The following is a 20,807-nucleotide window of genomic DNA, read 5'->3' as shown; positions in this document are numbered from 1 at the left end:
GTTGTGGAAAACTACACCTAGGAGGCGAGCCTATGTTGAAATCAACACAAACTATCCCATGGTCGTACTTAAGACATTTATGCTTGCTTAGTCTTATTATGAGCTTGGCATTGCCTTTATATCGGTGGTGGCTTAATGACCGGCCTAAAGGTGTAGAGCAAGATCGGGTAAGCCAAGATGCCAGTGCCTTTTTCGGAAAGTGGCAAGGCCGTTGGAGTGGTGTCGTGGAATTTACCATTGATTTTAAACACCAGCCTAATGCGCAGCAGATTGAAGTGGTACTGCAGCATGTCGCCAACGCTGCTTTGGGTATAGACGACAAGCCTCGGCACTTTATTGCTGATTTTAAACAGGGTGAAGTCTCCTATAGCGATACTGACTACCAAACTCGATATTGGTTTAAAGGAAACGAGTTATGGGCTGAATTAACGGGTAAGCAGCACGCTATCACCGTTATGAGTCGAGTAAATTGAGCGGGGGGAACATGCATAGCTTACGTGGTTTCGATGGGATGAGAGCCCTAGCTTGTTTAGCTGTACTTGCGCATCACTTAGCACAACGCTTAGATTCTCATCACTGGTTAGTTAAGGGCTTGCATGCTGGTGAGTTAGGTGTGAGTTTGTTTTTTGTGTTATCTGGGGCTTTGCTAGCTTACCCATTTTGGCAAGCGCATTTTTCTGCTCAAACTCTGCCACGCATTAAAGAATACGTAAAACGAAGAGCCGCTCGCATCATTCCAGCGTATTACTTGGTGCTGTTTGTTAGCGTTTTATTAAACTTGCTAATTGCGCCTCAAGATTATGCCTTGCCACGTCTATTAGCTGGCTTAAGCTTTATTGCGCCTTATCACTACATTAGTTTTTTCCCCAGCGATATAAACGGTCCGTTATGGTCAATAGGTTTAGAGGTGAGTTGTTATTTATTGCTGCCGCTTTTATTAATGCCGCTTTGGCGACGTAAAACAGCAAGCCTGAAAGCGGCAATAGCCTGGGGAGTCGCGTTGCTAATCGTAATGCAGTTTTTGCATTACTTAATTGTTCTACTTTTTATGACCGACCAAGAAGGTAAAGGTTGGCAGTACGGAATTATTGGTGGAGCAAAACAGTGGCTGCCTTACTGGAATATTGCCAGTTTTATGGGGCAGTTTTTGTGTGGCGTTATCGCTGCTGCCGGTATTGCTTGGTATGAAAAGCAACAGCAGTTGAGGCATTACTATTTTGATCTGGCTTTTCTCGGTGCCTTTGGTTTGGCTACTTGGATGAGCTTAAATTATTTGGTCCCGGGAGCGCCTAGCCAAAGCCTTGGTCAAGCTTATTTGGCCCCATTGTTTTCGATGTTGTGTGCTGTCGCTTTGCTGGCCGCCCATTTTAGCCGTTATTGCAGCTGGCTGTTAGATAATCGCTTGTTCTCCCATATCGCAACTTTATCCTTCGGTATTTATCTTTGGCATTATTTGATAATGGAGATCATTCGTATTTTGTGGGTGCCGCAATACCATTATATGGGCATGGAGGATATTGCCTTTGGTTTGCAAATTGGGGCATTGGTAGTGTGTTTGTCTTGGACTATAGCCGCATTAAGTTTCTACTTGTTGGAAAAGCCGATACTTAACTGGGCCCGTGGTTCAAACAAAATGAATCGCAGCGCCTAGGGGCTGTTAACACTATCTCTAAAAGTGATAATGCTCTGCTCCCATGGCTTAGTTGTTATGTTAGCCGTTATTATCGACGGCCTAGTTCAAGGCATTCTTGGTATACATGGCAATCAACGAGGTGATCATTCACCATGCCGACTGCTTGCATAAATGCATAACAAATAGTGGGGCCGACAAAATTAAAGCCGGCTTTTTTTAGCGCCTTCGACATAGCTTGTGATTCGGCGGTTTCTGTGGGGATGTCGGCCATGCTGGTCCAGCTATTCTGAATGGGTTTCCCACCAACAAAACTCCACAGGTACTCACTAAAATCGATGCCTTGTTCTTGCATTGCCAAGTAGCTCTTGGCGTTGCGGATCACCGAGTTCACCTTGAGCTTGTTGCGAATAATGCCGGGGTTCTGCAGTAGCTCTTCAACTTTAGCTTGGTCAAACGTGGCGATCTGGCTAGGCTCAAAATCCGCGTAGGCTTGATAGTAAGTCTGCTGCTTACGCAGGATGGTGATCCAAGATAAGCCAGCTTGCTGCCCGTCTAAGCATAGCTTGGCGAATAAGTCCTTAGAGTCGTAGACCGGACGACCCCAAACTTGGTCGTGATATTGCTGATAGAAGGGGTCATCCCCGCACCATGGGCAGCGTTGCTGTTGGCTCATTATCCATCCTCATCTTCGGGTTGCGGCATGCGCTCTTCCGGAATAGGTTCTAGAACAGGCGCAGGGTCTGTGGCCGGCTGAACAGCTGTTGCTGGCTCTGCTGGAGCCGCTTCGCTTGTGGCTGCAGGCTCTTCAACGCTTGCTTCTTGATTGGCGCTGTTTTGCCTTGGCTCGGTGGCTGCTTCCGGTCCAGCGGCTTCAGTTGCAGCTGGCGTTTGCTCGGTTTGCTGCTCGCTATCTAAGGCTGGCTGTTCTGTCTGGCCTTCAGCCATGCCCAATTGTTCAGCATTTTGCGCGGCCACTTGTTTCTTAATCTGCTCACCTTCTTGTTCTAGGTCTTCAATGGTCCGACGCTCACCTAGGTTGAAGATGGCAAAACCAGCACTCACCACCTGGTTCTGAGCACGGCCGATCACCACTGCATTAAAGGGCGAGAAGACCTCTTCTACATCATCAGTAATGGGGTTGGAGATAGTGCCGAGTAGTTGGCCTTTGTTGACTCTAGCACCCAACTCGACCCTGTTTAACAGGATGCCGCCATCACGGGCTCGTAACCATTGCGAGGCATAAAACACCGGCTGCGGTGAAGACCAAAAGAACGAACGTGGCAACATGTTCACAGAGCTTAAATAACTCTGCACCGCTTTTACTCCAGTATCTACTTGCTTCTCGTCCACAGTGTAGGGGCCACCTACTTCCATCACTACCGTAGGAATGCCAGCTGCGGTAGCTGCGCCGCGCAAGCTGCCCGAGGGCGCAATGCTTTGCAGTACCGGAATGGCACCAAATTGGTTGGCTAACTCAGAGACTTCTGGAATGGTTAAATCTGCGCGAAGCTGAGTGAGGTTTTCGCGAAACATCGATCCTGAATGTAAATCAACCAAGCTGTCGCAGTGTCGAATGATGCTATTGAAGAGGCTGTAGGCGACTCGCGAAGCGGTTGAGCTGTTTGGGCTACCTGGGAATGCACGGTTTAGGTCACGACGATCAGACATATAGCGATCTTTGCGAAACAGACCATCAATATTTACCACAGGCACAGAGATAACCGTACCTTTTAGTTGCTCAGGTTCCAGCTGCTTAACCACCCGGCGCGCTATCTCCACGCCGTTTACTTCATCACCGTGTACCGCCGCAGTGATACAAACGCGTGGACCAGGCTCTTTACCGTGTATCACTACTACTGGGGTGGCTAGCTCAAAGCCGCCTGGTAGGTGGCCAGAGTACCAGTCTAGGGTAGCGCTACTATTTGGACTAAGCTCGGTATTGAGTAAAGACAGTGGCCCCCAAGTTTCTTCCTGCGGCTGTTCTTCGGTAGTTTGGCTGGCGCTGGCTTGGTCTGTTTTACCGGCTACGATAGGAATGATTGGCTTAGGTGGTTCGGGCAAAGCCAGTTCTGCTTGCGGTTCGCTAACGCTGCCTGCTTCAGCTTCAACTGAGTCATCTTCTGTGTTTGACTCTGTTAAGTTCGAGTCTACTTCTACTTGCTGATGGCTAATCTCTGTTGTGGTTTCTTCTATGTCAGAAAGCTTTTGATCGTAGAGTTCTTCATATTGATTTTCTTGTTCTGTCGCAGCGGCACTGAAACAGAAACATAACAAAACCAAAATTAAACGGCGTGACATAGCGTCTCCAAAGTTTGAACAAGCGACAATAATTATCAAGCCGCGAGTGTAGCAATTAAAAGTGTAAACCAGAGTTAGCTGAGCTGCGCCTGTATTAATACATTACGTGGACTGGTTTTAAAGGGAAAAAGTTCCATTAATCCAACTTGATAGCCCTGATGTTGAAGAAATAAACAGCGGTCTAACAATAACCACCGTTCCATAATAGGACGAAATAGCAGTTGTACTAACTCGAGTTGCCTTACTAACAAGTGGCGTTGTTGGCCTTTTTCCAGGTAAAGCTGTTGATCAAAAGTATCGGGAAAGCCTATTTGATGTTGTTGGCAGGCCCACTGCGCAAAGTCTGAAAATTGGGCATCTTTACTGAACCACTGCTTACCAACAGAAGGCAGCGCTTGGTAGTGTTCGGTGTTAGTGAGCTCTTCGCGTAAGCTTTGATAACTGAGTCGCCAGTGTATTTCGCGCTGACGTAGAGTTTGTACTCGCTGCCCAGAGGTGACCGATTGCGCCACCGCCAATCGTAAATCTGTTTTGCTTAAGGTAAGTGCACTTTGCTTAGCCAGCTTTGATAAAGGCTGGTAGTGAGAGCTGTTAATTAAATGATAACAGCAGGGGCAAACACTGAGTTTTTGCGGCTTATGATTTGCGGCTAAGCGCAGTAGCTGCAGATGTAACTCCCCACAGGCATGCAACGCTACCGCATGTTGCTTACTTTTGAGGTGCTGCTGGGCGCTTGGCTCAAGTACATCGCAGTGATGAAACTGTTGTGGCAGTTTAAGTTGATTAGCTTGTTGCTGGCCCCTGTCACACAAACTTGCTTGCCAATCTAAACTGGTTATTGGCAATTGATGGTGAAAGCTAATTAAACGCCCTAAATGCCCTTTGCCGGCGCACCACTCCAGTATTGGTAAGTTTTCACCTTGGAGCTGTTCGCTAAAGGCTTGAATTTGTGCTGCCTTTCGCCCCTTTATTCCGTTGGTTAACCAAAATGGGGTCTCCAAATCGGCGTTTTTTGCCGCTTGGGGTTGCCATAGTGCTAAACATGGCTTTAGTTCGGGGAAGTACTTAGCCAACAACTCAACCGCTTGTTCAGGAGATTGTTCAAGTTGTTGAATTTGCGTTGTGTTTAAGTTTTTTACTTGGTCCACTAACGCTTGGTTTTGCCAAGGTAAACTGTGTTGCTGAAAAGGGCTGAACTGCCAATATTGGTGGTAGCCTTGGAGTAATTGGTCGTGCTGGAGAAAAACCGCTTCGAGTGATTGATTAAACATAGCGAAAGATTAAGACAACCCTTGGTAGCGACCACTTTTGTGATTAAGTGCAATTACTATGTTCAAGGCAAATGCACCAGTAATAGACCACAGTAACACACTAAGTGGCACTAAGAAGTAAGAGGCGGTTACTATCACCACATCTAAGCCCATTTGCACATGTCCAGCACGAATCGCAAAACGCTTTTGTAGATACAGAGCTAAGATGTTCACACCGCCCAAACTGCCTTTATGGCGAATTAGAATAAGCATGCCAGTGCCGATTAAAAATCCACCACTCAGTGCCGCATAAATCCTATTGAGTTGGGCGATGTCGATGACTAGATGCATGTAATCGGTAAACACCGACACTAAAAGTACACAAGCTACAGTTCTAAAAGTAAAGGCTGCCCCCATTTTGGCAAAGCCTAGTACAAAAAAGGGTAGGTTTATGAGCAGGAACATTTGCCCAAAAGACAAATTCATAAATTGGCTGGCAAGCAAGGCTAAACCGGCGGTGCCGCCAGTAAGAAGTTGGGTTTCTTTAAAAAAGAACACGCCTAAGGCCACCATGGTAGTGCCAATAAGCAAGGCTAATATATCTTCTAGCCAATTATGCTGTTCCATAAATATCTCTAGTTAATACCGACAAGTGAATAATAGCATCGCTCTTTGATAATTGAGATAAAGAACTGCCTGGGAGATATAAAACAAAAAAAGCCACTATAAATGTCATTTACAGTGGCTTGATATATCGCTTGTTGCCAGGCGGCTTGGTTTACTTAGCTTTTTTCGCGGGCGATTGCGCGGTAACCAATATCGTTACGGTGGAACATGCCATTCCAAGATACTTTTTTCACTAGCGCATAGGCATTTGCTTGGGCTTCGGTAACGTTGTTACCTAGAGCGGTAGCACACAATACGCGGCCGCCGTTAGTTACAATGGTGCCGTCTTTTTCGCTAGTACCTGCATGGAACACTTTAGCGCTATTGGTTTCTTCGCTAAGGCTTGGCAGTGTGATTACGTCACCTTTAGGGTAAGAGCCAGGGTAGCCAGCAGCAGCTAGCACTACGCCCATTGCTGCGCGAGGATCAAACTCAGCAGTTTTAGCATCCAATTTACGGTCAACAGCAGCTAAACACAGTTCAACAATGTCAGACTGCATACGCATCATAATTGGTTGAGTTTCTGGGTCGCCAAAGCGGCAGTTGTATTCGATGATTTTTGGCGAACCGTCAGCCATAATCATCAATCCAGCATATAGGAAGCCTGTGTACTCATTGTCTTCAGCGGCCATGCCTTTAACCGTAGGCATGATCACTTCATCCATTATGCGCTGGTGGATTTCTGGTGTAACCACTGGAGCTGGCGAGTAAGCACCCATGCCGCCAGTGTTTAAGCCGCTATCGCCATCGCCAACACGTTTGTGGTCTTGGCTGGTGGCCATTGCCAATACGTTGCTGCCATCTACCATTACGATAAAGCTAGCTTCCTCGCCGTCTAAGAACTCTTCGATTACCACGCGAGAACCGGCTTCGCCAAAGGCATTATCGGCAAGCATATCTTCAATAGCGGCAATTGCCTCGGCTTCAGTCATAGCTACAATTACGCCTTTACCTGCAGCTAAACCATCGGCTTTAACCACAATGGGGGCGCCTTGCTCTTTTACGTAGGCAATTGCAGGGGCAACCTCAGTAAAGGTTTGGTAGTAACCAGTTGGAATGTCGTGACGGGCTAAAAAGTCTTTAGTGAATGACTTAGAGCCTTCTAGTTGAGCTGCTTTTTCAGTAGGGCCAAAGATTTTAAGGCCTGCGGCTCTAAAGGCATCAACCACACCAATAACCAATGGCGCTTCTGGACCAACAATGGTGAGTTCAACCTGGTTTTGCTGAGCAAAGCTAAGTAAGGCAGCAATGTCTTCTACGCCAATTGCTACGTTTTCTAGCTTAGGCTCTAGTGCAGAACCGGCGTTACCTGGGGCAACAAATACTTTTTCAACTAAAGGAGATTGTGCAGCCTTCCATGCTAGAGCATGTTCGCGGCCACCGCCGCCAATCACAAGTACGTTCATGTTTGTCTATCCAATACTGAGTAAACGGGGCTTGGCTTACCAAGCCGAAATACAAAACAGCCAGCGCGAGGCTGGCTGTGGTTTTTTAGTGGTAGAAGTGGCGCATGCCAGTGAACACCATGGCCATGCCATGTTCATCGGCTGCTGCAATCACTTCGTCATCACGCATTGAGCCACCAGGCTGAATCACACAAGTGATGCCTGCTTCGGCTGCTGCGTCGATACCATCGCGGAATGGGAAGAATGCATCCGATGCCATTACGCTGCCTGCTACTTCTAACTTCTCGTCGGCGGCTTTAATGCCAGCAATTTTAGCGCTGTATACGCGGCTCATTTGGCCAGCGCCTACGCCAATAGTCATGTTGCCTTTTGCGTAAACAATGGCGTTAGACTTAACATACTTGGCTACCTTCCAACAGAATAGTGCATCACGCAACTCTTCTTCGCTAGGCTGGCGCTTGCTCACAACGCTTAGTTCGTCTTGAGTTACCATGCCTTGGTCACGATCTTGAACCAATAAGCCGCCGTTTACACGCTTAAGCTGCAAACCGGTGGTTTTAGTTGACCATTCGCCACACTCTAATAAACGTACGTTTTTCTTAGCAGCAACAATTTGTGCAGCGGCTTCAGAAATTTTAGGGGCAATGATTACTTCTACAAACTGGCGAGACACAATGGCTTCAGCAGTATCGGCATCTAACTCGCGGTTAAAGGCAATAATGCCGCCAAAGGCCGAAGTTGGGTCAGTTTTGTATGCGCGCTCGTAAGCCTCTTGAATATTGCCACCTAGAGCAACACCACAAGGGTTTGCGTGTTTTACAATTACACAGCAAGGCTCGTCGAATTCTTTCACACATTCTAGTGCTGCATCAGTATCGGCAATGTTGTTAAACGACAAGGCTTTACCTTGAAGTTGAGTGGCAGTAGATACTGAAGCTTCCTCAATGTTGTTTTCAACATAAAAAGCTGCCGCTTGGTGGCTGTTTTCGCCATAGCGCATGTCTTGCTTTTTAATGAATTGGCTGTTGAAGGTACGTGGGAACTTGCTGTCTTCGTCGCCTTCTTTGTTGTCGCCGTAGCTAGGTACCATAGTGCCAAAGTAGTTGGCGATCATGCCGTCGTAAGCTGCAGTATGTTCAAAGGCTGCAATGGCTAAATCAAAGCGAGTAGCGTGAGTTAGCGACTTATCGTTGGCTGCCATTTCGGCGAGTACGCGATCGTAGTCTGATGCATTAACCACAATGGTTACGTCTTTGTGGTTTTTAGCCGCACTGCGCACCATAGTTGGGCCGCCGATGTCGATGTTTTCTACTGCATCTTCAAGGCTACAATCTGGGTTGGCTACTGTTGCTGCAAAAGGATAAAGGTTAACAACAACCATATCGATAGCATTAATGCCATGGTTGTTCATAACTTCATCATCGGTACCGCGTCGACCTAAAATGCCACCGTGTACTTTTGGATGTAAAGTTTTAACACGTCCATCCATCATTTCTGGGAAGCCAGTGTAGTTAGATACTTCAATAACTTCGATGCCGTTTTCGGCCAGTAATTTTGCGGTGCCACCAGTAGATAAGATCTCTACACCTTGTTGGGCTAAAGATCGTGAGAATTCGATAATGCCTGTTTTATCTGAAACACTAATCAGTGCACGTCGAATCGGTCGAGCGTTTTCCATTGGGGTTTTATCCTCATTAGCAGTTACATGCGCTAGCGGTACAAGTTGCCCGAAAAATAAACAACTTAGGTTTGAGGCGCGCATTTTACAGCAAAAGTGTGAAGAATGCGCCGTTTTTAACTGAGAAATGTTGGTATGGAGGGCAAATAGAACGAAACAAAAGCTTAAATTGACCGTTACGCCAAGCGCTTAAATAGCGATAGTTGACCACTTGGTAAGCAAAAACTGCGGCTTTAGCTGGAGTATAAGCTTAAGTGACTGTTTTTCACTCTTACCCTTACCAACTAGAGCCATATCAATCTACCTTTGAGCTTGAATCGATGTGTAATGTGGATGAATCAGCTGGTGGCAGCTGAAAACGAAAGGTATTGCGGCCGTTTTGCTTGCTTAAGTAGAGTGCTTTATCGGCCAAATCTATAATCTCTGTTAAACCTATATCGGCACTTTCGGCAATGGATACGCCCACACTGATAGTGATGTGATTTTGCTTTTCTACCAAACTAAACTGGTGTGGAATTTCGGCCTTGTTAATGGCCTTTACTAGTCGCTTGGCCGAGAACTCAGCATAGTCGAAATCACTATTGCTCAAAATCGCAATAAACTCCTCACCACCGTAGCGAGCGATAAGATCGCCCGGGCGTTTACAAATTCCAGTAGCAATTAAGGTTTGAGCCACTTTCTCTAAACATACATCGCCAGCTGGGTGGCCATAATGGTCGTTGTATTGTTTAAAGTGGTCAATGTCGATAAGCATAATAGTAATGGGGTAGCCACCACGCTGGGCGCGTCGCCATTCTTGTTCAAGAAATTCATCGGCACAACGTCGGTTAGGAATGCCAGTAAGGCTGTCGGTAACTGCCAGTTTTTCTAGCTCGCGATAGGCGGTACGTAGTTCCTGTTGCGAGGCTTCTAAATCTGCAGTGCGCTCTTTTACTCGATCTTCCAATACCATTCTTGCTTGGCGCAAGTCTTGTTTGGCGTTGCGTTGGCTAAAGTAGAGTAATAAGAATAAGCTCACCGCTACTAGCAAAGAGCTGATGATACCCAGCAGCACGATGTTGCGGGTTCGATAGTAGATTTGAAAAGCTTCGGCTTTGTCGATTTCGGTGGTTAAACCAAAATCATAAGTGGGTTGCCATGTCCAAGCTCCCACTACTTGTATCCCCCGATAGTCGGGATAGCCCTTAAGGTCGTAACTGGTAATTCCTTGGGTGGCGCTTTGGGCCATCAAGGTGAGGGTTTTACTGTTTTGCTGGTTGGCTGAGTTGGGATCACTGATATGCAAATTGTTGATGGCATCTTGACCTGGTTCCAGCAAGCCTAAGCGGTGCAGCTGCTCATTAAAGCGACTTGCCGAAAGCATTAAGCCATTGCGATCAAAAGCGTAAGTTTCACCTGAATCCCAAATTCGACCCAATTGAGTAATTCGACTGAAGTGGTCACTTTGGTTAACACTCACAATAAGCACCGCTTGTAACTGCTTATCTGCATTAAATACCGGGGCACTAAAGTACATGTTGTTACTGTGTTTAGTTTGTTGCGGCAAGCCGGTAATAAATAAGGTTTCGCCGGTGAGTACTTGCTCCATTTTGTCGGTTTTAAATTCAAACAAGGGGTGAGTTTGGTAGATGTCTCTAGATCTATTGGAATAGAGCACCTGCCCGTTTAAGTCACTTAACCAATAAGCTTTATCTTGATAGGTCTCCATCATCAGCGCAAAGCTTCGCTTAATGCTGGCTTCTGCGTTGGCGCGCATGATTGAGGGGCTGTCTGGCTGACTAATTATGCTAGCAGAGCGCACTACCGACTCTGACTGAGCAGCATTGCTCAATTCCAAAAGCCGGTGCTGAATCCAGATATGGTGGGCTTCCTGGGTAGCTCGCAGTACCGTTTGCAGTGACTCTTTAACCTTTTGTTCTACTTCTTGTTCAATGTTTTCAAGCGCGGTAAAGACAATCGCCAAAATAGCCAAGCTGAATATAGACACCATTGCCACAACGGTTCCGAGCTTTATGTATTTTGTCTTGAACTGAGGTGTAACGGTCTTTCTGTCGGCCATTTGACTAGTTGTTTATGTTTGCTTGATTTTTAACCAGTATGGACGGCTTAGCGAAATGACTCAACTGTATAGAAGAAAATAACTTTTATATCAGCAACTTGCGAAGCTGTTGCTGTGGTTTTTGTTAATTATTTTTGCTGTGATTCAAGTTGCTCTATTTCTTTCCATAGTTCGTCAGCATCGGCGCTTAACATCGAGTAAGTCATAATGTCTCCACGCCGCTGAGCCAGCATTGCAGACTCCAACAATGCATCGTACTTTTGGCGCTTGCGCTTAAGTGGGTTAGGTTTTAGAAAACTAAACATAGACACTCCTTTGTTATTAACAGTAGAACGCTTTAAGGCAGTAAATAGTTCTCAAGTATGCGGGAAAAAGATGACTTTTTTATGAGGACTGGTTATTGCGGTTTAAAATAACCGGTCCTTGTCCTTCCCTGGCGAGTTGGTCATCGGGGTTATAGAGCGGGCAGCTTTTCATGGATAAACAACCACATCCGATGCAGCCAGTGAGGGAATCACGTAAATTCTCCAGCTGTTTGATACGTTGATTTAGTATCTCGCGCCATTGCTGCGAGAGCGCTTCCCAGTCGGTTTTATTAGGGGTACGTTGATTGGGGAGTTTGGCAAAAGCTGCTTTTATCTCTGCCAAACTTATCCCCATTTTTTGAGCAGCCTTAATGACCGATACCCGCCGCAGTACATCGGGATGATAGTGCCGCTGATTACCGTGATTACGCCAACTATTAATTAAACCTTTAGTTTCGTAAAAGTGCAGCGTAGACACCTTAATACCACAGCGTTTAGCCACAAAACCAACAGACAAGGCCTGTTTAGGTCGCTCTTGCATAGCTATTTCCTACAAATTTTAAAGATTAGGTAAAAAATCTCTTTACCTCAACTTAAGTTGAGGTTTTAGGCTGATAAGCACAGTAACAATAAATAGCTTTAATTAGCACTAAAAGCGCAAAGGAGAACACGATGCAATTTGAACATCTGAACTTAGTGGTAAAAGACATGCAGCAAACCTTGGCTTTTTATCAAGCGGCTTTCCCTCATTGGCAAGTGAGAGGAGAGGGTAAGCAAACTTGGTATGGGTTAGAGCGGCATTGGTTACATTTTGGCGATGATGACCAATACCTTACGTTTAACGATCAAGGTTATGGGGAGAATCGGCCGCTTGAAGGGAATCAAATAGGTATGGCGCATTTTGCTTATATTACGGCTGATTTAGACGGTTTAATTACTCGTATGTTAAATGCAGGCTTTCAGATTCACCATGAAGGGGCCCAAAGTAGCCATCGTCGTAATGTGTATTTTCGCGATCCGAATAACTTTGAAGTGGAGTTTGTTGAGTATTCATCAGACTTGCCCGAAGAGCGTAATCGTTACGAGTAGCGCAAGGTCAAAATCACTATCCCCAAAAGCCTGATTTTTATCAGGCTTTTTTGTTTCTTTAATAAAACTCTTGACCCTATACCTAGCTACAGGGTTTATCATAAAAGAAATGGAGGATGGTTATGTACAAGATTGGTGAGCTAGCAAAGCTAAGTGGTTTAACGGTGGAAACCTTGCGCTTTTACGAACGCAAAGGTTTGTTGGTGCCGTCTGCTCGCGGCGAGAACCTCTACCGTATGTACAGCAAGCAAGATTTAGCGCGTTTGAGGTTTATTCAGCGCGCTAAACAAGCCGGTTTATCAATTAAGGATATATTGGAGCTACTCACTCTGCGAGAGCATGCTGAAACCGCCAGCTGTAACGATGTGAGCAATGTTGTAGGGCAAAAACTGGCTAAGGTGCAGCAGCAACTAGCAGAGCTAAAAGCCTTCGAAACAACCCTTAAAACTCTTCACGATGCCTGCTGTGGCGGAGAAGAAAGTGCACGTTCCTGTTCAATACTAAAGGCCTTAGATGATGCTATTGAATAACTTTATAAACCTTTTCTTAAGCGCAGCCCCATGGTTGTTTTTGGGCTTTGTGATTGCAGCTAGCCTTAAGTTAGGCTTACCTAGCCGTTGGCTAGCTAAGCACTTGGGTAACAGTAAAGCCAGCACCACAGTTAAAGCCGCATTGATTGGTGCGCCGCTGCCTTTGTGTTCTTGTGGGGTAATTCCCGCGGCCATGGGATTGCGCCGCGCTGGCGCGTCTAAAAGTGCCACTACCTCATTTTTAATTGCCACCCCAGAAACTGGAGTGGATTCAGTAGCCGTATCTTATGCCCTGCTAGGGCCGGTAATGGCGGTTGTGAGGCCAATAGCGGCAATAGTAAGTGCTATTGTAGCCGGCTTATTGGTTGGCAAAGGCGAGGACGAGTCAGCCAGCACTACCGAGGTTAAAAGCTGTTGTAGTGGCAAAAATAGTTGTGCCAGTGAGGCCAAGCCTTCGCCAGCGCAGAGCAGGACAAAAGTTAATTCTAAACAATGGCTGCAAAGTTTTGTAGAGTTAGTGGAAGATAGCTACCTGTGGCTAGTGTTGGGCTTAGTCTTTGCGGCACTCATTCAAACTTACTTGCCCGAAAGCTTTATGACTCGATGGGGGCAAGGATGGATCACCATGGTGGTAATGGTGTTGGTGGGGATCCCCATGTACATTTGTGCCACTGCTTCAACGCCAATTGCCGCAGGCTTAATTATTGCGGGCATATCTCCAGGAGCTGCCTTGGTGTTTATGTTGGCTGGCCCAGCCACTAACATCGCAACACTAATGTTGGTTCGCCAAGAAATGGGCATGCGAGCATTGGTCGCTTATTTAGTTGGGGTGGTTGTTAGCGCTATGGCATTTGGTTGGGGATTAGACTGGGCAATTGCTCAATGGCAGTGGCAAGTAAATCCGGTAGAGTGGCAAGAGCATCAACTAGTTACTAGCTGGTGGGTCTTGGGTAGTAGTGCTGTGATTGCAGCATTGATGGCTGTTGCGGGGATTAAAGATGCACGGCAGCGCTGGTTTAGCGCTACCGTATAAAACTAAAGACTTAGCTTTTTGGTACGCGCTTAAACATTGCACCGTTGTTTAAGCGTAAGTTCTCACCATCACTCACTAAGGGTTTTTCTAGCGCTTGAACAAATTCCATTTCAATTTTGTTCGCCATGTCGTCACACAACATGCGGGTCATGCCTATTGGTTGGGTAACGTTGAGTTGCTTTCCATCCCACTCTGCCTGGCCAAAAAAGTTATTGCAGCCTGTGGTGCCAGAAATTTTAAAGCCGTTTTCATTTTCTTCTAAGGTAAATGCTGGCAGCTTAATATCTGCAATGTTGTAGAAATCACCCGTCATATACCAACGGCTATCTGCTAAATCCATGCTTGGCTCCGATTGTTTACTGGCACAGCCGGCTAAACCTAGGGTTAAAGTTAAGCCAATAAGTAGCTGTTTATTCATGGTTGTTACCTCAAGTAAGCACAAAAACTATTTCAGGCTATTGTAGAACACAGCGGCCAAGAAAAGTTCGATTATTGATAAATTTAATGTTTTTTTGAGCAGGCGTTTTGATCAACACAAGCAGTAACTATTAGGCTATTTGCTGCTAAGTTCGCTTCAAATGCGAGATGTTTCACACTTATTGCTCAGTTCTCGTCCTATGCTCTGCTCATCAATCATTGGACGACATTAAGTAGGTAAACATGAACCAGCAAGCGAGTGTATTTCATCTTGGCTTAAATCCAGAGATGCTAAAAGGCGCAACTTTAGCCATTATTCCTGGCGACCCGCAGCGTGTAGAACGTATTGCCTCGTTATTAGAAGAACCGGAACTTTTAGCCTCGCAGCGCGAATTTACCTCGTACCTAGGTAAATTGGACGGTACACCCGTTGTAGTATGTTCAACCGGCATTGGCGGGCCATCTACTTCAATTGCCGTTGAAGAGTTGGCTCAATTAGGTATTCGCACCTTCTTGCGGGTAGGTACTACCGGCGCTATCCAGCCACATATTAATGTGGGTGATGTAATTGTAACTACTGCTTCGGTTCGCTTAGATGGCGCCAGCAGCCACTTTGCTCCCATGCAGTTTCCTGCGGTAGCCGATTTTTCTTGTATGCAAGCTTTAAACAGTGCGGCATTAGACGCTAAGGCAACCTGTCATGTGGGTGTAACTGCTTCTAGCGATACCTTTTACCCAGGCCAAGAGCGCTATGACACGGTGTCTGGTCGCGTAGTTAAAGCCTTCCAAGGTTCAATGGAAGAATGGCAAGCCATGGGCGTACTTAACTTTGAAATGGAAAGCGCCACTTTATTTACCATGTGTGCCTCGCAAGGCTTAAAAGCAGGCTGTGTAGCAGGTGTGATTGTGAATAGAACCCAGCAAGAGATCCCAGACGAAAGCTTGATGAAAAACACCGAACATCAAGCAGTAAACATTGTGGTTGAAGCCGCACGTAAGATGCTCGGCTAAACACAAAGTGCCAATACATTTTGTCTGATGTATTGGCAGTCCTTTCCAAATTTGTGCCCAGTAAATCGCTAAGGTCTACTGGGCTTTTTTGTTCGCTTTAACGGAGTTATCGGCAATCGCTGTAAAAATAATAGCATTTAAATCAGCGTCTTAAGGTGTAGAGGTGTAACTCAAGCGCTTGCTTTGATGGGTTTTGATGTTTAGCGTATTGCTCTTCAGCATTTATCTGAAAAATGTAAAGTAAAGATCTTGAAGCGTTCTCAAGCTAGAATAAAAAAAACTTTGTCGGTGGCGTCAACAATTTAATGCTATTTAATTCTTACGCTTTTGTTTTCCTATTTTTACCCATTGTATGCTTAGTGTATTTTTGGATTGGAAACCGAGGGCATCATCGGGTTGCTGTTTCTTGGTTGGTGGGGGCATCTTTATTTTTTTACGGATGGCGGAACCCAGCGTATTTAGGACTCATTATGGGGTCTATGTTGTTCAATTACGCAATAGGGGTGCAGCTTAATCATCGTGCAAGTGGCCATTCGAATAGAAAGCTGATTCTGGTTTTTGGAATAACTTTGAACCTAGCTTTATTGGCTTATTATAAGTATGCCAATTTTTTTGTAGATAACTTCAACCTCGTTATTTCAGGCAATATTCATTTAGAATCGATTGTTCTTCCTTTGGCTATTTCTTTTTTCACTTTTCAGCAAGTCGCCTACCTTATAGATGCTTATCGTGAAGAGACAAGAGAGTATAATTTTCTTCAATACTGCTTATTCGTGACGTTTTTCCCTCAGCTTATAGCAGGCCCTATTGTTCACCACAAAGAAATGATGCCGCAGTTTTTGGATGATAGTTGCTACCAATATAACCCTAAAAAAGTTGCTACCGGATTGTGTTTGTTTATTTTGGGCTTAGCTAAGAAGGTGCTGATTGCAGATGAGTTGTCGGTTTATGTGTCTCAGGTATTTACTGCAGCAGAACAAGGAGTTGTATTAGCCCCTATTGAAGCTTGGTATGGAGCCTTAAGTTATACATTTCAGCTGTATTTTGATTTCTCTGGCTATGCAGATATAGCTATAGGTGTAGCTTTACTGTTTGGTATATCCCTTCCATTTAACTTTAATTCTCCATATAAATCGTTAAACATTATAGAGTTTTGGCGAAGATGGCATATTACTCTTTCTCGTTTCTTACGAGACTATGTTTATATACCTTTGGGAGGTAATCGCTTAGGAAGCTTCAGAAGATACCAAAATTTGCTAATAACTATGTTACTCGGAGGTTTGTGGCACGGGGCTGGTTGGACATTCATTATTTGGGGGGGGATGCACGGTGTGATGTTGGTTGTTAATCATCAGTGGCATCAATTAACTAGGTTTAAAGCAAATTATTATTTACCACGACAGGTGAGTATAGGTATCAGCTGGCTTATTACTTTTACATGTGTAGTGTTTGCATGGGTAGTATTTCGTGCAGAGTCTTTAGAGGTAGCAATGCAGATATGGAAATCTATGCTAGGGTTTAGCCCATTTTATGATAGTAGTGGGAGCTTATTTTACAATGACCTATTCAGAAAGCATTTTTCTGTAACTAAATGGATATTGGGGTTAACTTTTGCTGTATTGGTTTTACCAAATAGCTTGCAGATTGTCGGTTTACTTCCCGGTGCCGATAAAGTTAGATTCCGAGCTAACTTTGTTTGGGCTGTTTTGATTTCAATTCTTGCACTACATGTCATTCTTAATATGAATAACGTTAGTGAGTTCCTGTATTTTCGGTTTTGATTATGGCTAGCTTTCATCGTTTTAATTGTATTGTAATTTTGTCTATTGGTTTTTTCAGTATTGTATTGGTGGCGACTAGTGCATATTTGGAATCACCGACCATAGGCAACTTAACTCGAACTGCCGGATTTAGTGAGAATGATTTTGGATGGAACCAGCCCCAAAATTTTTATCGCGATGCACTTTTTCAAAAAAATAAGAAAAGCTACCAATTCTATAGTGACGTAGTCGTGCTAGGTGATTCATTTTCACAGGACGACCTTAATAACAACTGGGTGAACTACTTTGTTGAAGCTACTGGGCTTACCGCACAAGTGCTACACTTTAATCAGGGTGGAGCCAGTCGACTGCTATCTAGCCCATTGTTTCTGGAAAAACCACCAAAGCTATTTGTTTTTCAAAGTGTAGAAGCAAGCTTATATAAACGTTCCTCACAAAAAGACTGTCAGTTCCCACAGAAAACTTCTCACTCAGAGTTACCAACAATTCAACTAGACAATAATCGCCACTATTCAACTTATTCTGTAGCTAGAGAGGTTAATCACTTTAGCTTAGATTTAGATCAGGCTAGCCATTATCTATTAAAAGCTTTATCCCGAACGATTGGGCTAAACGTTAGTGACACTGTTGCTCTTGAGGTTACACGCCTGGGGCTGTTTTCTAGCCAGGTGCAACACCAGCTGTTGATACATGAAAACGACTTCGACAAGCAATATTTGGAGACTGAAGATCTTGAACTTATGGCCTGTAATTTATTAGCTATTCAGAAAGCTGTTGAGAAAAATGGTAAAACTCGATTTGTGTTAATGATCGCACCCGACAAATTATCAGCTTATTCGAAGGTTCTTGCTGATCAGCAATATGCAAACTTCAGCCTTATTCCCTCATTGGGTAAATACTCTGAGTTATCGATGCTTCGATTGGATAGTTTGATTCAGGACGAAGTTGAACGTGGAACTGTTGATATTTACTTGCCGAATGACACACACTGGGGATCTGAAGGATATAGATTTGCAGCAGAACAGTTAATCGATTATCTAAATTCGAGTGCTAATAGACCTTAACTTAAGGAAGTGAGCTGTCAGGAAAATGAATGATTTAAGCTCAAGCTAGTACATTGTAATAGCTAGAAAAAACAAAAAGCCAAAGTGAGAACACTCACTTTGGCTTTTTAATCAATACCTTATGAACAGGTGTTTAGTTCATGCCGTATTTTTTCAATTTCTTGCGTAAAGTACCGCGGTTGATACCTAACATGATTGAAGCGCGGGTTTGGTTGCCGCGAGTGTATTGCATAACTACGTCAAGCAACGGAGCTTCAACTTCAGATAGTACTAATTCGTACAATTCAGACACATCTTCGCCATTTAACTGTGCGAAGTAGTTGCGCAATGCTTGCTCAACTGAATCGCGTAATGGACGTTCTTTCACTTCAGTGCTAGTTGCACTGCTAGTCATAGTAGAAAGTGTGTTTGTGGTGGTATTTGAATCAAACATACTTGACGCTCTTTTTAATTAATTAATGATCACAACTATTCGAAAAACTGTTCAATCGCGGACGTTTGTACCAGGGCTGATTCAAGCTGGTTAAACTGGCTACGAAACTCATCCGTGTCCGCTAATTGCTTCAAGTACCACCCCACATGTTTGCGAGCGATACGAACCCCTTGGTACTCCCCATAATGTGAATATAGGTTGTCTAAGTGGTGAAGCATTACTTCCTTCACTTCTTCGGCTTTGGGTGCATCTAAATGCTGCCCGGTGCTTAAAAAGTGATTAATTTCTCTGAAAAGCCAAGGGTTACCTTGCGCTCCTCGACCTATCATGATGGCGTCCGCGCCGGTGTAATCCAAAACATGCTTGGCTTGCTCCGGTGTGGTGATATCACCATTTGCCACAATAGGTATCGAAACCTCTTGTTTTACTGCTTTGATGGTGTCGTACTCGGCTAAACCTTTATACATACACGCTCGCGTCCGACCATGTATGGCTAAAGATTGAATACCGGCAGCTTCTGCAAGCTTGGCAATTTGCAAAGCATTGCGATGTTCTGGTGACCACCCAGTGCGAATCTTAAGTGTCACAGGTACATCAACTGCTTGTACAACAGCATCAAGAATTTGTTTAACTAACTCGGGTTGCTGTAATAGCGCCGAACCAGCTAACTTTTTGTTTACCTTTTTAGCGGGGCAACCCATATTGATATCGATGATTTGCGCGCCATTTGCCACATTATGTTGGGCGGCGAGAGCCATCAATTCTGGATCTGAACCTGCTATTTGAACGCTGCGTATGCCACATTCATCTAGGTGAACCATACGGTTTAGTGATTTTTGGCTGTTCCAAACCCGTGGGTTACTGGACACCATCTCCGAAACCGTAAGCCCCGCACCTAAACGCCAACATAAGCGACGAAAGGGTTGATCGGTAATTCCAGCCATAGGCGCTAGTATCACCGGATTGTCCAGCTTGTAACTGCCTATTTGCATGACTGTCGTTCTTCTCAATCTCAGGGCGGCGTAGTTTACGACTTTTTAGGCACGCTGAAAAGGCTATATTTTGAACATTTTTCAAAAAAAAAGCTGGATTTTTAGCTACAGAATATGGCAGCAAACCCTTTAGTAGAGGGTTTGTGCCACATTATTGGTGAACTTAGCGCTTTGTTCCGCTTAATCGACACCATTCTTGATCAAGAACAACCGGATCCATATTGCACTGTGTTTGATAGGCGGCAACTACTTCGTCGCTTTGTTCTTCTAAAATGCCTGATAGGGCAATAGAACCTTGCGGCTTTAAATAGGCTAGGATGATTTCGCTGAGCTCTTTAAGTGGGCCAGCCAATATATTGGCCACCACAATGTCTGCTTGGAAATCTTTAGGCTGGTCTTTAGGTAGGTAGAGTTCGAGCTTGTCGGCCACGCCATTGCGTTCGGCATTGTCGCGGCTAGCTAAAATTGCTTGTGGGTCTATGTCTATCCCAACCACCCGTTTAGCGCCTAACTTAATCGCGGCAATGGCTAAAATGCCGCTGCCACAGCCAAAGTCCACGACGGTTTTGTTGCTAAGGTCGAGTTGATCTAGCCATTTTAAGCAAAGTGCTGTGGTTGGGTGAGTGCCTGTGCCAAAGGCTAGGCCTGGGTCTAGCATTACGTTTACCGCGCTAGGGTCTGGTACGTCTGTCCAGCTAGGGCAAATCCACAAGCGTTCGCCAAACTGCATCGGATGAAAGTCTTTCATCCATTCGCGTTCCCAGTCTTTGTCTTCTAGTTGGTCTAGTTTGTAGTTGCCGTCCTCTAGAATAAGCGCTTCGGTTAAGAAGTTAAGGATAGGCGACATATCGGTAGCTGCATCGTATAGGCCCTGCACATCGGTATCTCCCCATAACGGCGTTTCACCTAACAAGGGCTCAAATACTGGCGTGTCGTGGCGGTCTAAGAATGTCACGGCTTGGCAGCCGGTTTCCATTAAAATGTCTCCAATGGCGTCGGCAGTATCTTTAGTGGCGTTTATTTTTAGCTGGATCCAAGGCATTGTCCGCTCCTCTTCTAGATTAGGCGGCAAGTGTACTGCGTTAGATAAGGCTTATCATCTAAAAATTGAAATCCCTTAAAGCGAAGGGAGCGAAACTAGCATTTGTTGTCTCTACTGGGA

General features: G+C 45.0%; 21 protein-coding genes. 8 read left to right on the top strand and 13 right to left on the bottom strand.

Annotation, left to right across the window (positions count from 1 at the left end):
* Positions 1-32 precede the first annotated feature (32 nt).
* Both ACYFDN_RS20135 and ACYFDN_RS20130 read left to right on the top strand, forming a co-directional pair.
* Positions 33-473: a hypothetical protein gene (locus ACYFDN_RS20135; protein ID WP_483512476.1), complete on the top strand. Its 441-nt coding sequence runs from the start codon at positions 33-35 to the stop codon at positions 471-473.
* Between the two features lie 11 nt (positions 474-484).
* A complete protein-coding gene (locus tag ACYFDN_RS20130) occupies positions 485-1,651 on the top strand; it encodes an acyltransferase family protein (protein ID WP_483512474.1) in 1,167 nt (388 codons plus the stop codon).
* Between the two features lie 70 nt (positions 1,652-1,721).
* Here ACYFDN_RS20130 and ACYFDN_RS20125 read toward each other — a convergent pair whose 3' ends face one another.
* The 9 genes from ACYFDN_RS20125 to soxR all read right to left on the bottom strand — a co-directional run bounded on the left by ACYFDN_RS20125 (position 1,722) and on the right by soxR (position 11,836).
* Entirely contained in the window at positions 1,722-2,306 is a 585-nt protein-coding gene (locus ACYFDN_RS20125; protein WP_483512473.1) for a DNA-3-methyladenine glycosylase I, read from the bottom strand.
* The gene (locus ACYFDN_RS20120; protein WP_483512471.1) at positions 2,306-3,931 is read right to left on the bottom strand and encodes a hypothetical protein; all 1,626 of its coding nucleotides are present in this window, start codon (positions 3,929-3,931) and stop codon (positions 2,306-2,308) included. Before ACYFDN_RS20120 ends, ACYFDN_RS20125 begins: the two co-directional genes overlap by 1 nt.
* A gap of 74 nt (positions 3,932-4,005) precedes the next feature.
* The gene (locus ACYFDN_RS20115) at positions 4,006-5,202 is read right to left on the bottom strand and encodes a methyltransferase (protein WP_483512470.1); all 1,197 of its coding nucleotides are present in this window, start codon (positions 5,200-5,202) and stop codon (positions 4,006-4,008) included.
* A gap of 9 nt (positions 5,203-5,211) precedes the next feature.
* A complete protein-coding gene (locus tag ACYFDN_RS20110) occupies positions 5,212-5,808 on the bottom strand; it encodes a YitT family protein (protein WP_483512468.1) in 597 nt (198 codons plus the stop codon).
* A 155-nt stretch (positions 5,809-5,963) separates the two neighbouring features.
* A complete protein-coding gene (gene purD / locus ACYFDN_RS20105) occupies positions 5,964-7,253 on the bottom strand; it encodes a phosphoribosylamine--glycine ligase (protein WP_483512466.1) in 1,290 nt (429 codons plus the stop codon).
* 85 nt (positions 7,254-7,338) lie between these two features.
* Entirely contained in the window at positions 7,339-8,931 is a 1,593-nt protein-coding gene (purH, locus tag ACYFDN_RS20100) for a bifunctional phosphoribosylaminoimidazolecarboxamide formyltransferase/IMP cyclohydrolase (RefSeq protein ID WP_220719188.1), read from the bottom strand.
* A gap of 295 nt (positions 8,932-9,226) precedes the next feature.
* Positions 9,227-10,990, bottom strand: coding sequence for a sensor domain-containing diguanylate cyclase (locus ACYFDN_RS20095; protein ID WP_483512464.1), 1,764 nt, complete (start codon positions 10,988-10,990; stop codon positions 9,227-9,229).
* A 128-nt stretch (positions 10,991-11,118) separates the two neighbouring features.
* Entirely contained in the window at positions 11,119-11,295 is a 177-nt protein-coding gene (locus ACYFDN_RS20090) for a DUF6435 family protein (protein ID WP_016402081.1), read from the bottom strand.
* Positions 11,296-11,374: 79 nt separating this feature from the next.
* Positions 11,375-11,836, bottom strand: a complete 462-nt coding sequence (gene soxR / locus ACYFDN_RS20085) for a redox-sensitive transcriptional activator SoxR (RefSeq protein WP_483512462.1) — start codon at positions 11,834-11,836, stop codon at positions 11,375-11,377.
* Between the two features lie 131 nt (positions 11,837-11,967).
* Between soxR and ACYFDN_RS20080 the strand changes: the two genes are divergently transcribed.
* The 3 genes from ACYFDN_RS20080 (at position 11,968) to ACYFDN_RS20070 (ending at position 13,947) form a co-directional block, all read left to right on the top strand.
* The gene (locus tag ACYFDN_RS20080) at positions 11,968-12,384 is read left to right on the top strand and encodes a VOC family protein (protein WP_483512461.1); all 417 of its coding nucleotides are present in this window, start codon (positions 11,968-11,970) and stop codon (positions 12,382-12,384) included.
* Between the two features lie 122 nt (positions 12,385-12,506).
* A complete protein-coding gene (gene zntR / locus ACYFDN_RS20075) occupies positions 12,507-12,914 on the top strand; it encodes a Zn(2+)-responsive transcriptional regulator (protein ID WP_483512460.1) in 408 nt (135 codons plus the stop codon).
* Complete coding sequence (locus ACYFDN_RS20070; RefSeq protein ID WP_483512459.1) at positions 12,898-13,947, top strand: SO_0444 family Cu/Zn efflux transporter; 1,050 nt, start codon at positions 12,898-12,900, stop codon at positions 13,945-13,947. Before zntR ends, ACYFDN_RS20070 begins: the two co-directional genes overlap by 17 nt.
* A gap of 10 nt (positions 13,948-13,957) precedes the next feature.
* Here ACYFDN_RS20070 and ACYFDN_RS20065 read toward each other — a convergent pair whose 3' ends face one another.
* Complete coding sequence (locus tag ACYFDN_RS20065) at positions 13,958-14,365, bottom strand: META domain-containing protein (protein ID WP_016402076.1); 408 nt, start codon at positions 14,363-14,365, stop codon at positions 13,958-13,960.
* A 242-nt stretch (positions 14,366-14,607) separates the two neighbouring features.
* Between ACYFDN_RS20065 and udp the strand changes: the two genes are divergently transcribed.
* From udp to ACYFDN_RS20050, 3 genes are all read left to right on the top strand, one after another.
* Complete coding sequence (udp, locus tag ACYFDN_RS20060) at positions 14,608-15,375, top strand: uridine phosphorylase (protein WP_483512458.1); 768 nt, start codon at positions 14,608-14,610, stop codon at positions 15,373-15,375.
* Positions 15,376-15,845: 470 nt separating this feature from the next.
* Positions 15,846-17,156 (top strand): MBOAT family O-acyltransferase, encoded by a 1,311-nt coding sequence (locus ACYFDN_RS20055; protein WP_483512457.1) that lies wholly within the window; start codon positions 15,846-15,848, stop codon positions 17,154-17,156.
* A gap of 2 nt (positions 17,157-17,158) precedes the next feature.
* Positions 17,159-18,220: a hypothetical protein gene (locus ACYFDN_RS20050; RefSeq protein WP_483512455.1), complete on the top strand. Its 1,062-nt coding sequence runs from the start codon at positions 17,159-17,161 to the stop codon at positions 18,218-18,220.
* A gap of 133 nt (positions 18,221-18,353) precedes the next feature.
* Here ACYFDN_RS20050 and fis read toward each other — a convergent pair whose 3' ends face one another.
* The 3 genes from fis to prmA form a co-directional block, all read right to left on the bottom strand.
* Entirely contained in the window at positions 18,354-18,653 is a 300-nt protein-coding gene (fis, locus tag ACYFDN_RS20045; protein ID WP_016402072.1) for a DNA-binding transcriptional regulator Fis, read from the bottom strand.
* Positions 18,654-18,688: 35 nt separating this feature from the next.
* Positions 18,689-19,645 carry a tRNA dihydrouridine synthase DusB gene (gene dusB / locus ACYFDN_RS20040; RefSeq protein ID WP_016402071.1) on the bottom strand — a complete coding sequence of 319 codons (957 nt, stop codon included), beginning with the start codon at positions 19,643-19,645 and terminating at the stop codon, positions 18,689-18,691.
* Positions 19,646-19,808: 163 nt separating this feature from the next.
* The gene (gene prmA / locus ACYFDN_RS20035; RefSeq protein ID WP_472589933.1) at positions 19,809-20,687 is read right to left on the bottom strand and encodes a 50S ribosomal protein L11 methyltransferase; all 879 of its coding nucleotides are present in this window, start codon (positions 20,685-20,687) and stop codon (positions 19,809-19,811) included.
* Positions 20,688-20,807 lie beyond the last annotated feature (120 nt).

The sequence above is a fragment of the Agarivorans sp. D1326 genome (assembly GCF_056958115.1).
The sequence above is the reverse complement of the archived record's forward strand: the minus strand, read 5'-3'. Positions and strand labels throughout refer to the sequence as shown.

Excerpts from the sequence above, each read along its gene's own strand:
- ACYFDN_RS20135 (WP_483512476.1), top strand. The coding sequence starts at position 33 with ATGTTGAAATCAACACAAACTATCCCATGGTCGTACTTAAGACATTTA.
- ACYFDN_RS20130 (WP_483512474.1), top strand. The coding sequence starts at position 485 with ATGCATAGCTTACGTGGTTTCGATGGGATGAGAGCCCTAGCTTGTTTA.
- ACYFDN_RS20125 (WP_483512473.1), bottom strand. The coding sequence starts at position 2,306 with ATGAGCCAACAGCAACGCTGCCCATGGTGCGGGGATGACCCCTTCTAT.
- ACYFDN_RS20120 (WP_483512471.1), bottom strand. The coding sequence starts at position 3,931 with ATGTCACGCCGTTTAATTTTGGTTTTGTTATGTTTCTGTTTCAGTGCC.
- ACYFDN_RS20115 (WP_483512470.1), bottom strand. The coding sequence starts at position 5,202 with ATGTTTAATCAATCACTCGAAGCGGTTTTTCTCCAGCACGACCAATTA.
- ACYFDN_RS20110 (WP_483512468.1), bottom strand. The coding sequence starts at position 5,808 with ATGGAACAGCATAATTGGCTAGAAGATATATTAGCCTTGCTTATTGGC.
- purD (WP_483512466.1), bottom strand. The coding sequence starts at position 7,253 with ATGAACGTACTTGTGATTGGCGGCGGTGGCCGCGAACATGCTCTAGCA.
- purH (WP_220719188.1), bottom strand. The coding sequence starts at position 8,931 with ATGGAAAACGCTCGACCGATTCGACGTGCACTGATTAGTGTTTCAGAT.
- ACYFDN_RS20095 (WP_483512464.1), bottom strand. The coding sequence starts at position 10,990 with ATGGCCGACAGAAAGACCGTTACACCTCAGTTCAAGACAAAATACATA.
- ACYFDN_RS20090 (WP_016402081.1), bottom strand. The coding sequence starts at position 11,295 with ATGTTTAGTTTTCTAAAACCTAACCCACTTAAGCGCAAGCGCCAAAAG.
- soxR (WP_483512462.1), bottom strand. The coding sequence starts at position 11,836 with ATGCAAGAGCGACCTAAACAGGCCTTGTCTGTTGGTTTTGTGGCTAAA.
- ACYFDN_RS20080 (WP_483512461.1), top strand. The coding sequence starts at position 11,968 with ATGCAATTTGAACATCTGAACTTAGTGGTAAAAGACATGCAGCAAACC.
- zntR (WP_483512460.1), top strand. The coding sequence starts at position 12,507 with ATGTACAAGATTGGTGAGCTAGCAAAGCTAAGTGGTTTAACGGTGGAA.
- ACYFDN_RS20070 (WP_483512459.1), top strand. The coding sequence starts at position 12,898 with ATGATGCTATTGAATAACTTTATAAACCTTTTCTTAAGCGCAGCCCCA.
- ACYFDN_RS20065 (WP_016402076.1), bottom strand. The coding sequence starts at position 14,365 with ATGAATAAACAGCTACTTATTGGCTTAACTTTAACCCTAGGTTTAGCC.
- udp (WP_483512458.1), top strand. The coding sequence starts at position 14,608 with ATGAACCAGCAAGCGAGTGTATTTCATCTTGGCTTAAATCCAGAGATG.
- ACYFDN_RS20055 (WP_483512457.1), top strand. The coding sequence starts at position 15,846 with ATGGGGTCTATGTTGTTCAATTACGCAATAGGGGTGCAGCTTAATCAT.
- ACYFDN_RS20050 (WP_483512455.1), top strand. The coding sequence starts at position 17,159 with ATGGCTAGCTTTCATCGTTTTAATTGTATTGTAATTTTGTCTATTGGT.
- fis (WP_016402072.1), bottom strand. The coding sequence starts at position 18,653 with ATGTTTGATTCAAATACCACCACAAACACACTTTCTACTATGACTAGC.
- dusB (WP_016402071.1), bottom strand. The coding sequence starts at position 19,645 with ATGCAAATAGGCAGTTACAAGCTGGACAATCCGGTGATACTAGCGCCT.
- prmA (WP_472589933.1), bottom strand. The coding sequence starts at position 20,687 with ATGCCTTGGATCCAGCTAAAAATAAACGCCACTAAAGATACTGCCGAC.